The sequence below is a fragment of the Kitasatospora sp. NPDC038210 genome (assembly GCF_055600605.1).
In genome coordinates this window covers 33,239-48,486 of the sequence record NZ_JBVJYK010000027.1, presented here as the reverse complement: position 1 = coordinate 48,486, position 15,248 = coordinate 33,239, and the positions used below count along the sequence as shown (strand labels likewise).

Annotated in this window: 8 protein-coding genes; all 8 read left to right on the top strand. The window is 74.1% G+C overall.

What is annotated here, in order from left to right; translation table 11 throughout:
- The first annotated feature begins 13 nt into the window (after positions 1-13).
- Positions 14-3,481, top strand: coding sequence for an amino acid adenylation domain-containing protein (locus ACZ7KX_RS35420; RefSeq protein WP_470330100.1), 3,468 nt, complete (start codon positions 14-16; stop codon positions 3,479-3,481).
- Positions 3,482-3,485: 4 nt separating this feature from the next.
- A complete protein-coding gene (locus ACZ7KX_RS35415; protein WP_470330099.1) occupies positions 3,486-6,065 on the top strand; it encodes a condensation domain-containing protein in 2,580 nt (859 codons plus the stop codon).
- Between the two features lie 28 nt (positions 6,066-6,093).
- On the top strand, positions 6,094-8,892 hold the full coding sequence (gene uvrA, locus ACZ7KX_RS35410; protein ID WP_470330098.1) for an excinuclease ABC subunit UvrA: 2,799 nt from the start codon (positions 6,094-6,096) through the stop codon (positions 8,890-8,892).
- The gene (locus ACZ7KX_RS35405) at positions 8,873-10,414 is read left to right on the top strand and encodes an amino acid adenylation domain-containing protein (RefSeq protein ID WP_470330097.1); all 1,542 of its coding nucleotides are present in this window, start codon (positions 8,873-8,875) and stop codon (positions 10,412-10,414) included. Before uvrA ends, ACZ7KX_RS35405 begins: the two co-directional genes overlap by 20 nt.
- A gap of 140 nt (positions 10,415-10,554) precedes the next feature.
- Positions 10,555-11,715, top strand: coding sequence for a hypothetical protein (locus ACZ7KX_RS35400; protein ID WP_350523429.1), 1,161 nt, complete (start codon positions 10,555-10,557; stop codon positions 11,713-11,715).
- A gap of 42 nt (positions 11,716-11,757) precedes the next feature.
- Positions 11,758-13,047 carry a nucleotide sugar dehydrogenase gene (locus ACZ7KX_RS35395; RefSeq protein ID WP_470330096.1) on the top strand — a complete coding sequence of 430 codons (1,290 nt, stop codon included), beginning with the start codon at positions 11,758-11,760 and terminating at the stop codon, positions 13,045-13,047.
- The gene (locus tag ACZ7KX_RS35390) at positions 13,040-14,020 is read left to right on the top strand and encodes an NAD-dependent epimerase/dehydratase family protein (RefSeq protein WP_350523427.1); all 981 of its coding nucleotides are present in this window, start codon (positions 13,040-13,042) and stop codon (positions 14,018-14,020) included. Before ACZ7KX_RS35395 ends, ACZ7KX_RS35390 begins: the two co-directional genes overlap by 8 nt.
- Positions 14,017-15,096, top strand: coding sequence for a glycosyltransferase family 4 protein (locus tag ACZ7KX_RS35385; protein WP_396552275.1), 1,080 nt, complete (start codon positions 14,017-14,019; stop codon positions 15,094-15,096). Before ACZ7KX_RS35390 ends, ACZ7KX_RS35385 begins: the two co-directional genes overlap by 4 nt.
- Positions 15,097-15,248 lie beyond the last annotated feature (152 nt).

Sequence of the window (15,248 nt, the reverse complement as noted above, 5' to 3'; positions counted from 1 at the left end):
AGTGCGACGCACCATGTCGCTGATCGATCTGCTGGCCCGCCTGCGCGAGCAGGACATCCACCTGCGGGTGGAGGACGGAAAACTGCGGTACAGCGCCCCCGCCGAGGGACTCCCCGACGGGCTGCGCGCCGAGATCACCGCGCACAAGGGTGAGCTGATCGCCTTCCTGGCCGCGGGGACCGCCACCGACGGGCCGCGGCCGGTGCCGCGCCGCGCCGACGGCACCCACCCGGCCTCGCCGGTCCAGGAGCGGCTGTGGCTGCTCGACCGGATGGAGCCCGGCAACCCCTCGTACCACATGCCGGCGGCGGTCCGGCTGACCGGCACGCTCGACGCCGGGCTGCTGGAGCAGGCCGTCAACCGGATCGTGGCCCGGCACGAGGTGCTGCGCACCTCCTTCGAGGACCACGGCGGCCGTCCCCGCCAGCGGGTCGACGCCGAGCGGCACGTCCCGCTGGTCCGGCACGACCTGCGTGACCTGCCCGAGCCGGAGCGCACCGCCGAGGTCGCCCGCCGCTCGGAGGCCGAGGCGGCCGCCCCGTTCGACCTCGCCGCGGACCCGCTGATGCGCACCACCCTGCTGCGGACCGGCGACGACGAGCACGTCCTGCTGCTCACCCTGCACCACATCGTCGCCGACGGCTGGTCGGTGTCCGTCCTCGCCGACGAACTCGCCGCCCACTACCGGGCACTGACCGAGGGCCACCCCGCGGACCTGCCGGCCCTGCCGGTCCAGTACGGCGACTACGCCGCCTGGCACGCCGAGTGGCTGGAGAGCGACGCCTGCGCCGCCCAGCTGGACCGCTGGCGGACCCGCCTCGGCGGCGAACTGCCCGACCTCAACCTGCCGTTGGACGTGCCCCGGCCCGCCGTGCGGACCTTCCGGGCCGGCCGCGCCGAGCGCACCGTCCCGGCCGCGACGGCCGACGCGCTGAACCGTGTCGCCCAGCAGTCCGGGGCCACCCGCTTCACCGTCATGCTGGCCGCCTTCAAGGTGCTGCTGCACCGCCTCAGTGGCCAGGACGACCTGATCGTGGGCATCCCCGAGGCCGGCCGCACCCGCTCCGAGATCGAGCCCCTGGTCGGCTTCTTCGTCAACACCCTGGCGCTGCGCACCGACCTCTCCGGCGCCCCCACCTTCCGCGACCTGCTCGCCCAGGTGCGGGACACCGCGTACGACGCCTACGCCGACCGCGACCTGCCGTTCGAGCGGATCCTGATCGACCTCCAGCCCAAGCGGCGGCTCGACCGCACCCCGGTCTTCCAGGTCTTCTTCAACATGGTCCCGTTCGCCGAGCAGCGCCTGGAGCTGCCCGGCCTGAGCGCGAGCTTCCTGCACGTCCCGGACGCCGGCGCCAAGTTCGACCTGACGCTGTACGCGGGCCTCGACGGCCGCGACCTCACGCTCGTCCACAACGCCGACCTCTTCACCGAGGAGCGGGCCGGGCAGCTGCTGGACCAGTACGTCGCCCTCGTCGAGCAGATCGCGGCCGACCCGGACCGTCCCGTCCCGTCGTACAGCCTGGTCACCGACCGGTCCCGCGAGGTACTGCCGGACCCGGCCCGGCCGCTCGCGGCCGGCTGGTCGGGCGGCATCGCCGAGGCGTTCGCCGAGCAGGCGCGCACCGCGCCGGACCGGATCGCCGTCGAGGAGCCGGCCGGACACTGGACGTACGGACAGCTGGCCGAGCGCGCCCACCGGCTGGCCCACCGGCTGCGCGCCGACGGGGTCGCCCCCGGCGACGTCGTCGCCCTGTACGGGCCGCGCGGAGCCGCACTGGCCTGCGCCATGCTCGGCACCCTCGCCGCCGGGGCCGCCTTCCTGGTCCTGGACACCGCCGAGCCCGCCACCCGGCTCGCCGAGCAGACGGCCCTCGCCGCCCCGCGCGGCTTCGTACGCACGGACGGCGCCGAGGCCCCGGCCGAACTCCTCGACCGGGCCCGGGAGACCGCCGTCTCCACGCCGGTGCTGCCCTGCTGGGACGAGCTCGCCGAGCTGCCCGCCGACCCGCCGCCGCTCGACCTCGGCCCCGGCTCGCCCGCCTACCTGGCCTTCACCTCCGGCTCCACCGGCCGCCCCAAGGCGGTGCTCGGCACCCACGGGCCGCTGGCGCACTTCACCACCTGGTACCGGGACGAGTACGCGCTCACCGCCGAGGACCGCTTCGCCCTGCTGTCGGCCCCCGGTCACGACCCGATGCTGCGGGACGTCCTCGTCCCGCTCGCGCTCGGTGCCACCGTCTGCGTGCCCGACCACGCCGCGCTGCCCGGCCGGTTCGCCGACTGGGCCGCCGCGCAGCGGATCACCGTGGCCAACCTGACCCCGGCGACCCTGGAGTACCTTCTCGGCGGCCGGGCCGCCGAGCGCACCGCCCCGGCCCTGCGCCACCTGTTCTTCGGCGGCGACCGGCTGCGCGGACACCACGTCACCCTGGCCCGGTCCCTCAACCCGGACGTGGTGTGCGTCAACTTCTACGGCGCGACCGAGACGCCGCAGGCGATGAGCGCCCACCGGGTGCCGGCCGGCGAGCCCGCGGCCGAGATCCCGCTCGGCCCCGGCACCCCCGGCTCCCAGCTGGTCCTGCTCAACGCGGCCGGCGTCCCGGCCGGCGTGGGCGAGCTCGCCGAGATCCACGTCCGCTCGCCCCACCTGTCCGCGGGCTACCCGGCGGACCCGGAGCTGACCGCGGCCCGCTTCCTCACCAGCCCGGTCACCGGCGACCCGGCGGACCGCTGGTTCCGAACCGGCGACCTCGGCCGCTACCTGCCCGACGGCACCGTCCGGTTCTGCGGCCGCGCCGACCGCCAGATCCAGATCCGCGGCTTCCGGGTGGAGCCCGCCGAGGTGGAGGCCCGGCTGCGCGAGCACCCCGGCGTCGCGGACTGCGTGGTCGGCGTGCCGCGGGCGGAGGACACCGACGGCGCGGACCCGCGCCTGGTCGCCCACTGGACGCCGGCCGGCGCCACGGCGCCGACCGTCCGGGAACTGCGCGAGCACATGGGCGCCGTCCTGCCCGACCACCTGGTGCCCGCCGCCTTCGTGCGGCTCGACGCCCTCCCGCTGCTGCCCACCGGCAAGGTCGACGTGTCGGCGCTGCCCGCGGCGCCCGCCGCCGAGCGGGACGCGGACGAGCCGTACGCGGCCCCCGCCACCGAGGTGGAGAAGGCCCTCGCCGCCATCTGGGAGGACGTCCTCGGGGTGGAGCGGGTCGGTCTGAACGACGACTTCTTCGCGCTCGGCGGCCACTCGCTGCTGGCCACCGTGGTCACCCACCGGGTGCGCGAGGCGCTCGGCGCGGAGATCGCCGTCCGGGCCCTGTTCGAGGACCGCACCGTCGCCGGGCTGGCCAAGCTCGTCGAGCAGCAGGGCGACGCGGAGAGCGCCGGGGCGCCCGGCCCCATCCGGTCGGTGGCCCGCACCGACGCCGGCCTGGACGACCTGCTGGCCCGGCTGGGGGCCCTGACGGACGGGGAGGGCTGACCGGATGCGCTGGACCGAGAAGCTCGCCGCCCTCGCCCCGGCGGACCGCAACCGGCTGGGCCGGCTGGTGGAGCAGGAGGGGAGCGTCATGAACCTCTTCCCGCTCTCCTACACCCAGGAATGGGTGTGGTGGAACAGCCGGCTGCAGCCCGCCTCGCCGATGTACAACGTCGCCGCCACGCTCCGGCTCGACGGCCCGCTCGACAGCGCCCTGCTGGACCGGGTGCTGCGCGAGATCGTCACCCGGCACGAGATCCTGCGCACCGGCTTCCACGTCCTCGGCCGCACCGCCGTCCAGGCCGCCGAGGAGCCCCCGGCCGGCCCGCTGATCACCGAGCACGACCTGCGCGGGGTGCCGCAGGAGCGGCGGGAGGCCGAGACCCTCGCGCTGGTCGGGCAGGAGCGGGCCCGGCCGTTCGTCCTCGCCGAGGGCCGGCTGCTGCGGGCGCTGCTGCTGCGCACCTCCGACGACACCGCGCTGCTCGCCCTGACGACCCATCAGATCGCTTTCGACGACTGGTCGATCGGCGTCCTGGTGCGCGAGGTGGGGGAGCTGTACGCGGCCTTCCGGGACGATAAGCCCTCCCCGCTCGCGCCGCTGCCGGTGCAGTACTCCGACTTCTCGCTGTGGCAGCGGCAGTGGATGGACGAGGCCCGGATGGAGACCGAGTTCGGCTACTGGGAGTCCCGGCTGGGCGGCCTGCCCGCCCTGCTGGACCTCCCGGCCGACCTGCCCCGGCCCGCCGTCCGCTCCTTCCGCGGGCGGGTCCTCGACCTCCCCCTGGACGAGGCCGTCACCGAACGGCTGCGCGCGCTGTGCCGCGCGGCCGGCGCGACCACGTACATGGCCCTCACCGCGGTCTTCCACCTGCTGCTGCGCCGGGCCACCGGGCAGCCCGCGTTCGCCACCAGCACGCTCACCGCCTACCGGACCCGTCCGGAGGTGGAGCACGTGATCGGCGACTTCGGCAACATGATCGCCGTCGTCGCCGCACCGGACGGGCCGGGCACCACCTTCGCCGACCTGCTGGCGGCCACCCGCGGTGCGGTCCTGGAGGCCCAGGAGCACGCGGACATGCCCGCGCACCGGATCACCGGCCGGCTGCGGCCCCGGCGCGAGGAGAGCCACAACCCCCTCACCCAGGCGATGTTCCTGAGCGTGCACGCGATGAACTCCGTCGCCGGCGCGGACCTCGGGGACCTCCGGGTGGGCTTCGCCCGGATCGGCGAACCCACCGCGTCCAGCGCCTTCGACGTCGAGGTCCGGCTGGTGGAGAAGCCGGACACCCTCACCGTGCAGTTCGTGCTCGCCGAGGACCTGTTCACCGCGGCCGGCGCCGCCCGGCTGGTGGCCCAGTACGAGGACCTGCTCGCCGCCGTCCTGGACGACCCGCAGGCCGCGACCGACGCGCCGGCCGCGCCCGCCCCCGTCCTCACCGCGGCCCCGGTCGCCGACGGCGGCGCGGCCGAGGGCGTGGCCGAGGCGGTCCGCCGCACCGCCGGACTGCGGCCGCAGGACCCGGCGCTGGAGACCCCCGGCGGCCCGGTCGGCTACCGGGAGCTGTGGCAGCTGGTCGCCGAGGTGCCCCAGGGCTCCCCAGCGGACGGCCCGCTGCCGCTCGCCGACGTCGCGCCCACCCCGGCGTCCGCCGCCCGGCTGCTCGCCGCTCTCCGCGACGGCCGGGGCGTCGACACCGGCGCCGGCGTGCTGCTGGAGCCCGCCGTGCTGGCCGCGCTGGCCCGGCTGTGGGCCGACCGGTGCCAGGCCGGGCCGGGCGCCCGCTGGCTGGCCGCAGCCCCCGCGGGCACCGCGACCGCCCTGCTGGAGCTGCTGGTGCCGCTCTGCGCCGGGGCGACGGTGGTCCCGTCGGACACCCCGGAGGGCCTCCCGGCGCAGGGCGGCGTGGACATCGCCGTCCTGCCGGCCGAAGCCCTGCACCGGGTGGCCCCCGGGGCCGCGGCCGGGCTGCGCACCCTGGTCCTCACCGGCCGGCACGGCCGGCTCCCGGAGGCCCCGGCCGGCGCCGCGGGGCCGGCGGTGCTGCGCGCGGTCGGCCCGGCGTGCCTGGAGCTGTGGCCGGTCCCGGCCGGAGCCGACCGCGGTCGCGGACCCGCCCTGGCCGCCCCGGCCGCCGACGCGGCGGACCCGCTGCACCGGTGGCCCGCGGACGCCGCCGGGCGCCGGGTGCTGCCCGGTGCCGTCGGCGAACTGCGGCTCGGCGGACCGGCGGTGCCCGGCGGCGAGCTCGCCACCGGACTGCTGGCCCGCGAGGCCGCGGACGGCGGCCTGGAACTCCTCGGCGCCGCCGCCGACCAGCGGGTCGACCCGACCGGCTACACCGTCCGGCCCGCCGAGAGCGCCTGGGTGCTCAGCTCGCTGCCCGAAGTCGCCGACGCCCTCGTCGAGTTCGACGCCGACGGCGTGCTGATCGCCCGGATCGCCCTGCGGCCGGCGGGCGGCCCCGGCCCGGCCCCCGACGCGGCGGCGCTCGCCAAGCGCCTGCGCACCCTCCTGCCCGGATACCTGCGCCCCGCCCGGCTGGTCGTCGACCCGCCGGCCGACGGGCCGCACCCGCACCACTGAACGAGTCAAGGAAGAACCGGAGAACGCATTGAGCAAGGCCGACCACAGCGGCGGGACGACCCCCGCCGCACCCGATCCGCGCGACTGGATCGTGCTCCGGGGAGTCCGGGAGCACAATCTGCGGATCGAGGAGCTGGCGGTGCCGCGGCACGGGGTGACGGTTTTCACCGGCGTCTCGGGCAGCGGCAAGTCCTCGCTGGCCTTCGACACGATCTATGCCGAGGGCTACCGGCAGTACCTGGACAGCCTGTCCGCCTACGTCCGCCGCAAGCTGCCCAAGGTCCCCAAGCCGGCGGTGGAGTGGATCAGCGGCCTCAGTCCCACCGTGGCCATCGAGCAGCGGACCATCAGCCGCAACCCCCGCTCCAACGTCGGCACCATCACCGAGATCTCGGACCGGCTGCGGCTGCTGTTCGCGCGGGCCGGCCGGCACGAGTGCCGCGGCTGCGGGCAGCACATCCACCCGCGCGACGTCGGCGAGCACCTCGGGGCGCTCGCGCAGGCCGCCGCCACCGGGCCGCTGGAGCTCTACCGGCCCGCCGTCGGGGACGAGCCCGGCGGGCGCGTCCTGCTGCTGCCGGCCGCCCCCGGCGAGGAGGACCTGGCCCGGGCCCGGCAGGCCGTCGAGGCGGCGCACCGCGACGGCGGCCCGCTGGTCGCCCGCCGCGACGGCAGCACCGTCCGCCACCTGACGGCCGGCTGGATCTGCCCCGACTGCGGCACCGAGGCCCGCGCCACCTCCTCGCACTGGTTCACGCCCAACTCCCCGGCCGGGATGTGCGAGGAGTGCCAGGGCCTCGGCTTCACCTACCAGGTGGACCCGGCGCTGCTCGTCGGCGACCCGGAGGCCTCCGTCCGCTCCGGCGCGCTGACCTTCTTCGGGGACCGCACCCGCAGCAAGAAGACCTGGTGGCCGCTGCGCGAACTGCCCGCGGTGCTCGAACTCGCCGGTGCCGGACTGGACACGCCCTGGCGCCTGCTCCCCGAGGGCGTGCGGGAGCTGGTCCTCACCGGCACCACCGCGCGGCCGCTGCCGGAGCCGCTCGCCCGGGAGCTGGAGCGCAAGCCCTTCGACGGGCTGGCCCAGCACCTGGAGCGGCTGTTCCGCGAGGCGGACTCGCCCGAGCGCAAGTCCTTCTACCAGGTGTTCATGGCGGCCCGCGGCTGCACCGACTGCGGCGGCACCCGCCACCACGCCGAGGCGCTCGCGGTGCGCCTGGCCGACCTCAACATCGCCGAGGTGAACGCGCTGCCGGTGGCCCGGCTGGCCGAATGGCTGGAGGCCGTCCGCGCCGAGCTCGCCACGACCTTCCTCGCCGAGCTCGCCGAGGAGCTGCTGGTCCAGATCGGCACCCGGCTGACGTTCATGCTCGACGTCGGCCTGGGCTACCTCTCGCTGGACCGCTCCGCGCCCACCCTGTCGGCGGGGGAGGGCCAGCGGCTCCGGCTGGCCCGGCAGCTCGGCTGCGGGCTGGTCGGCGTCACCTACGTGCTCGACGAGCCGTCCATCGGCCTGCACGCCAAGGACAACTCCCGGCTGATTGCCCTGCTGCGGCAGCTGGCCGACGCGGGCAACACCGTGCTGGTCGTCGAGCACGACCAGGAGACCATGGAGACCGCCGACCACCTGGTCGACCTGGGCCCGGGCGCGGGCACCCGGGGCGGCCTGGTGATCGCGGCCGGCCCCACGGCGGAGGTCGTCGCCCACCCGGACTCGCGAACCGCCGCCTACCTGCGCGGCGAGCTGGTCGTCGGTTCGCCCCGGGCCGGCCGGCGCCGCCCCGGGGACGACTGGCTGACCGTCCGCGGCGCCCGGCTGCACAACCTGCGCGGGGTGGACGCCGCCATTCCGGTGGGCCTGCTGACCTGCGTGACCGGGGTGAGCGGCAGCGGCAAGAGCTCGCTGATCACCCGGACCCTGCAGCCCGCCCTGGAACAGGCCCTGACCCACCGGCGGGCCCCCACCGGGCCGTTCACCGAGCTGGCCGGCTGGGAGCGGTTCAGCCGGGTGGTCACCGTCACCCAGGAGTCCATCGGTGCCTCCTCCCGGTCCACGCCGGCCACCTACGTGGGCATCTTCGACGAGATCCGCAAGCTCTTCGCGAAGACCGAGGAGGCGGTCCGCCGCCGCTGGTCCACGGCGATGTTCAGCTTCAACACCGAGAAGGGCGGGCGCTGCGACCGCTGCGCGGGCAAGGGCACCATCCGGATCGAGATGCTCTTCCTGGCGGACTTCTCGGTGCGCTGCCCCTCCTGCGACGGGCGTCGCTACCACCCGCGGGTGCTCGAAGTCGCCTACCGGGGGCGGGACATCGCGCAGACCCTGGACCTGGAGGTCGCCGAGGCGCTGGAGGCGTTCGGGGACATCCCGGCCGTCGCCAACCCGCTGCGGATGCTCTGCCAGGTGGGCCTCGGCTACCTCAGGCTCGGCCAGGACACCACCACCCTCAGCGGCGGCGAGGCCCAACGCCTGAAGCTGTCGCGCGAGTTGATGCGCCGCGACGACGGCCGGACGCTCTACCTGATCGACGAGCCGACCACCGGACTGCACTTCTCCGACGTGGAGGTGCTGCTCGGGGTCGTCCACGACCTGGTGGACCTGGGCAACACCGCGGTGGTCATCGAGCACAGCGTCGAGTTCGCGGCGGCCTGCGACTGGATCGTCGACCTGGGCCCGGGCGGCGGCGAGAACGGCGGCGAACTGGTCGCCGCCGGGCCGCCGGAGCAGGTGGCCGCCCACCCGAAGAGCGCGCTGGCGCCCTATCTGGCCCGCCAGCTTCACGTCATGTCGAGCAGAGGAGGACACAGTGCCGGCACCGAGCGCTGAACCGGTCATCGACGTCGTCGCCGCGTTCGAGCGGTGGGTGGTCCGCGAGCCGGGGCGGCCCGCCGTCACCGGCGAGGGGCGGACCTGGACGTACGGCGAACTGGGGGCCGCGGCCGACCGGGTCGCCGGGCAGCTGCGGGCCCTCGGCATCGGGGCGGAGAGCCGGGTCGCCGTGCTCGCCGGCCGCACGCCCGAGATGCTCGCCGGCCTGGTGGGCGTGCTCAAGGCGGGCGCCGCCTACGTCCCGCTGGACCCGGCCTACCCGCAGGACCGGATCGGCTACATGCTCGACGACTCGGGCGCCGCTGCGGTGCTGGCCGAGCGCCGGCACGCCGGCACGTTGGCGTACGGCGGCCCCGAACTCGTCCTGGAGGAGCTGGTGCGGGGCGGCCCGGACGGACCGGACGCCCCGCCGGTCGACGCCCCGCCGCTGATCGGCGACCAACTCGCCTACGTGATCTACACCTCGGGCTCCACCGGCCGCCCCAAGGGCGTGCTGGTGCCCCGGGCGGCGATGAGCGAGTTCGTCGCCGCCGCGGTGGCCCTGCTGGGGCCGGTCGCCGAGGTCACCATGGTGGCGACCTGCCCCACGTCCTTCGACTTCTCGGTGTGCGACATCTTCGCCCCGCTCCACGCGGGCGGCCACGTGATGCTGGCCCAGGACGTGTTCTCGCTGGTCGAGCCGGACGGCTGGGTGGCCGGGGACGCGGTCTGCGCGGTGCCGTCCGCGCTCGCCCAGATGGTCGCCCTGGGCGGCCCGCCACCGCGCGTCAAGGCCGTCCTCACCGGCGGCGAGGCGATGCCCAGGGCCCTGCTCGCCGAGCTGCGGGCGCGCGGGGTGACCCAGGTGTTCAACATCTACGGGCCCACCGAGGCCACCGTGTCGGCCGCCGCCACCCTGCTGGACTGGGACGACGAACTGGTCTCCATCGGCACGCCGTTGCCGGCCGTGCACGCCTACGTGCTGGACGAGGACCTGCGGCCGGTGCCCGACGGGACCTCCGGCGAGCTGTTCGTCGGCGGCGCCCAGGTCACCCGCGGCTACCAGGGCCGTCCCGGGCTGACGGCCGAACGGTTCCTTCCGGACCCGTTCTCCGGCGAGCCGGGCGCCCGGATGTACCGAACCGGGGACAGCGTGCGCCGGCGTCCGGAGAGCGGCCTGCTGGACTACTTCGGGCGGCTCGACGCGCAGGTCAAGGTGCGTGGCTTCCGGGTCGAACTCGGTGAGATCGAAGAGGCGTTGACATCGTGCCCCGGTGTCGTACAGGCTGCGGTAGTACTCCGTGACGATCTTCCCGGCGGCCCCCGCCTGGTGGCGTACACGGCCCCGGCGGACGCCTCCGCGCCGACCGGGGAGCAGCTGCGGGACCACCTCAGGCACAGCCTGCCGGAGCACATGGTGCCCGGTCAGTTCGTCACCCTGGACGCACTGCCGCTCACCCCCATCGGCAAGCTCGACCGCAAGGCGCTTCCCGCGCCGGCCCTGCGCCGCTCCCGGGCCGAGGTGCTGCCCGGCCGGTGACCGCGCGGAGCGGAAATTCCGCGGAACATCCGGAATTCCAATTCCCATCTTTCTTGCACGAGCCGGACACGATAAGCTCGCCGCATACTGACCAGGGCTTCTGGGAATTCATTTCAGAGCCTTTTGGAGGTTGAATACCTGTGCGCCTTCTCGCGATCGAACGGGACCAGTTCGAGGACCGTCTGAGGGAGATTTTCGGGCCGCGGATCACCCCGGTCGAGGAATCCTTCGACATCATCCAGAAGTACAAGGACGGATCGTTCGCCATGGGCCACATCGGCCTCATGCTCTACGCGAACGGATACAATCTCCGCGGCGCCAGCAGCAAGTACCCGAACGGGCTCGTCTACCACGACGGGACCAACATCTTCGGGGTCGGGTACTTCAGCAAGGAGGGGCACGTCGCCAAGCACCTCCACATCGTCGCCCCGAAGGGCCCGACCCGGATCGAGGCGGTCCGGGAGTTCATCGCCACCGTCCGCGCGGCCGGCCTGGCCCGGGAGTCGGTGTACGTCCGGCACCTGTCGGCCGAGGACCGCGACGCCTTCCTGGGCGCCGGGTTCACCGGGATCGACACCGACCCCTGGCACCTCGGGGCCCCGGAGGAGGACGAGACCTACCCGAACCGGGTCTACTACCTGGACGAGGTCTTCGACCAGGCCGAGGACGGGACGCTCCAGGTCGCCAAGCTGGCCGGCGAGGAGCGGCGGAAGTACAAGAACAAGAACAAGATGGCCTACCGGCGCTTCGAGAACTTCCTGGAGCGCAACCCGCACCTCTCCTTCCAGATCGAGCCCTACCACTACTCCGGGCCCGAGAAGGAGAGCGCCCGCGGCGTCGTCGAGAGCTATTTCCAGGCGCGCCGCGAACAGGGCACCGTCGTCGGTTCCACCCCCGAGGACTACCTCGCCATCGTCCGCGTGAAGCCGGGCGGCGACAACGAGCGGGACTACTTCTCGTACCTCGGCAACATCGTCACCGAGGACGGCGAGAAATTCCCCGCGATGTTCTTCGCGGGGGAGCGGATCGGCGAGCAGCGGGCCGCCCTCTACTGCACCATGACCATGCGTTTCCGGGAGCGGCTGACCGGGCTCTTCAAGGACAGCACCGGATTCACCGCCATTCCCCAGTACGTCTGGCTGACCGTGTTCCGGCTCATGTGGGCGCAGGGCATCCGCGAGGTGGACGCCGGCGGTTCCGAGGTCAAGGGCCTCGACGACCAGAAGCGCCAGCTGGGCGGAAAGCCGGAGAAGACCTTCTGGGTCGTCGGGGCCGCCGCCGGCGACCCGTCGGCCGCGTGATGTGACCCGTTCCAACTCGAAGGGGAAGTGATGGAGTCAACCATGTCCAACGCCGACTACGACGTCTGCGTCGTCGGTCTGGGATACGTCGGTGTCACGCTCACCGCGGCCCTCCTGAAGACCGGCAAGAGCGTCCTGGGCTACGAGTACAACAAGAAGGTCGCCGAGGACCTCGACGCGGGCGTGCTCCAGCTCGCGGAGCCCGGCGTCGAGGAGGTCTTCCGGGACGCCGTCGGCACCCGGCTGAAGGTCACCTCCGAACTGGGGGCCGGCGCCCTCCCGCCGGTGGTCATCATCTGCGTGGGCACCCCGATCGAGGTCGACGGCACCGAGCCCAACCTGCGCCACCTGCAGGCGGCGGTGGAGACCATCGCCGACGGGATCGACGAGAACACCCTGGTGATCGTCCGCAGCACCGTGCCGGTCGGCACCACCCGCAACCTGGTGCTGCCCGTGCTGCAGCGCAAGGTGGCGCAGCCGCTGGTCGCCTTCTGCCCCGAACGGACCATCCAGGGCAAGGCGTTGGACGAGCTGCTGTCGCTGCCGCAGATCGTCGGCGGCATCAACGACGAGGCCGTGCGCCGCGCCACCGAGCTGTTCGCCTCGCAGACGCCCACCGTGGTGCCGGTCTCCTCGGTCGAGGCCGCCGAGATGATCAAGCTGATCTGCAACTGCCACACCGACCTGATCTACGGGTACGGCAACGAGGTGGCGCTGATGGCCGAGAAGCTCGGCCTGGACGCGATGGAGCTGATCAAGAGCGCCAACTTCGGCTACCCGCGGCCCGACCTGAGCCTGCCCGGCTTCGTCGGTGGCAGCTGCCTCACCAAGGACCCGTACCTGCTGATGCACGCGCTCAAGCCGCACGGCCACACCCCCGGCATGATCGCCGCGGCCCGGCAGCTCAACGAGTCCCTGCCGCGCCGGATCGGCGAGCGCGTGCTGGCCGCGCTGTGGGAGCAGGGCTGCGACCCGGCCACCGCCCGGGTGCTGGTCTCCGGCTTCGCCTACAAGGGCCAGCCCGAGACCGACGACCTGCGCGGCTCCGCCTACGAGGGCCTGCTCGACGTGCTGCGCGGCCGCGTCGGCGAGATCGTCGGGCACGATTTCGCCGTCCCGGACGAGCGCATCGCCGCACTCGGCGTGCGTCCGGTGGACCTCGCCGAGGGCTTCGAGGGCACCCACGCCGTCGTCATCCTGAACAACCACCTCTCCTACCGCGACCAGGACATCGACGCGCTGGTGGCCACCATGGCGCCGCCCGCGGTGGTCTACGACACCTGGCGCATCCTCCCCGCCACGTCCAACGTTATGAGGCTCGGCCATGCGTAAGAAGATCCTGATCACGGGCGGTGCCGGATTCATCGGCATGCACCTGGCCCGCCGGCTGGCCGACGAGCACGACGTCACCGTCGTCGACGACTTCAGCCGCGGCCGCCAGGACGACGAGCTCGACGAACTCCGCTCCAAGGTCACGGTGTTCACCCACGACCTGACCCTCCCGCTGCCCGCGGACCTGCCCCGCGACTTCGACGAGGTGTACCACCTCGCCGCCGTCGTCGGCGTCGTCTACTCCAACCAGGAGCCGCAGCGCGTGCTGCGCACCAACCTGCTCTCCACCATCCACGTGCTGGACTGGTTCAAGGAGCTGGACGGTGCCACCCTCTGCTTCGCCTCCTCCAGCGAGGCGTACGCGGGCAGCGTCACCGCCGGCGTGGCACCGGTGCCGACCCCCGAGGACGTGCAGCTCGTCGTCTCGGACCCGACGGTGGCCCGCTCCTCGTACGGCTTCAGCAAGATCGCCGGCGAGCTGCTGTGCCGCAACTACGCCCAGGCGTACGGCTTCCCGCTGCGCATGGTGCGCTTCCACAACGTGTACGGGCCGCGCATGGGGTACGAGCACGTCATCCCGCAGTTCATCGAGCGGCTGCTCGGCGGCGCCGACCCGTTCGAGATCTACGGCGCCGACCAGTTCCGGGCGTTCTGCTACGTCGAGGACGCCGTCGAGGCCATCGCCGCGCTGACCGCCCTGCCCACCGGGGACACCCTCCTGGTCAACGTCGGCAACGACCGCGAGGAGATCCGCATCGACGACCTCGCCAAGGTGGTCTTCGACGTCGTCGACCGGCACCCGGCCCTCGACGTCCACCCCGCCCCGCCGCTCTCGCCGGAGCGCCGCGTCCCGGACATCTCGCTGCTGCGCTCGCTCACCGGCTACGAGCCGAAGACCGACCTGCGCGAGGGCGTCCGCCGCACCTACGAGTGGTACGCCCGCGACCGGGCCGCTCGGAAGCAGCAGTCATGACCCACGTGCGCATCGTCCACCGCGGTTACTTCCCGGCCCGCGCCGGCGCCGAGGCGATGGCCCAGAACCTCGCCGAGTCGCTGGCCCGGCGCGGCCACCGGGTCGGGCTGTACTGCAGCAGCATGGACGAGGAGTCGGCCCGGTGGATGACCGGCGCCGGAGTCGAGGTCGGTGTGCTGCCGGCCTCGGCCCCGCCCGCCGAGCGGCCCGACGTGGTGCACGCCTTCGACAGCGTCTGGCCGGACTACCCGCAGGCCGCGCTGCGCCTCGCCCGCGACTGGGACGTCCCGTTCGTGTTCACCCCGGCCTCGGCCGCCGGCGTGTGGCAGGACCGGGAGGCCGTCCTGGACGTCGCCCGGCAGGCGGACGCCGTCTTCGTGCTCACCGAGGCGGAGCGCCGGCTGTTCGTCGAGGCCGGCGTCGACCCGACGGCCCTGCACCTCAACGGCCAGGGCCCGCAGTTGAGCGCCGCCGAGCCCGACGGCGCGGCCTTCCGGGCCCGCCACGGCATCGACGGGCCGATGGTCCTCTTCCTCGGCCGCAAGATGCGCAGCAAGGGCTACCACCTGCTGCTCCAGGCCGCCCGCAAGGTGTGGGCGGACCACCCCGGGGCCCGGTTCGTCTTCGCCGGCCCCGACTGGGACGAGGACTGCGCGGAGGTCTTCGCCGCCCACCGCGACCCGCGGATCCTCGACCTCGGCATGGTCGAGGAGGACGAGAAGGCCGACGCCCTCGCCGCCTGCGACGTGTTCTGCCTGCCGTCCACCGTGGACGTCTTCCCGCTGGTCTTCGTCGAGGCCTGGGTCAACGGGAAGCCGGTCGTCTCCGTCACCTTCGACGGCGGCGAGGAGGTCGTCCGGCACGGCGTGGACGGACTGCTGTGCGAGCCCGACCCGGACGCCGTCGCGGCGGCCGTGGTCCGACTGCTCGCCGACCCCGCCGAGGCGGCGGCCCTCGGGGCGGCCGGCCGGACCCGCACCGAGCGCGAACTCAGCTGGGACGCGGTGACCGACCGGTACCAGGCCGTCTACGACCGGCTCACCGCACGCACCGCCGGCCCGGCCGGCACCCCTTAGGCCGTCCCCTCCGGATCCCGCCGGAACGGCGGGGGCCCCGGGGGACGACCCGCGCGTGCTGCCGAGCGGCCCACCGCCGGCACCACCGCACCGTGCCCGATGCACACGCACGCGGCACCCGAACGAACACCGCGCACCACCGGCGCGCGGGG

Coding starts and splice junctions, on each gene's coding strand:
- ACZ7KX_RS35420 (WP_470330100.1), top strand. CDS start 14: ATGTCGCTGATCGATCTGCTGGCCCGCCTGCGCGAGCAGGACATCCAC.
- ACZ7KX_RS35415 (WP_470330099.1), top strand. CDS start 3,486: ATGCGCTGGACCGAGAAGCTCGCCGCCCTCGCCCCGGCGGACCGCAAC.
- ACZ7KX_RS35395 (WP_470330096.1), top strand. CDS start 11,758: ATGTCCAACGCCGACTACGACGTCTGCGTCGTCGGTCTGGGATACGTC.
- ACZ7KX_RS35390 (WP_350523427.1), top strand. CDS start 13,040: ATGCGTAAGAAGATCCTGATCACGGGCGGTGCCGGATTCATCGGCATG.
- ACZ7KX_RS35385 (WP_396552275.1), top strand. CDS start 14,017: ATGACCCACGTGCGCATCGTCCACCGCGGTTACTTCCCGGCCCGCGCC.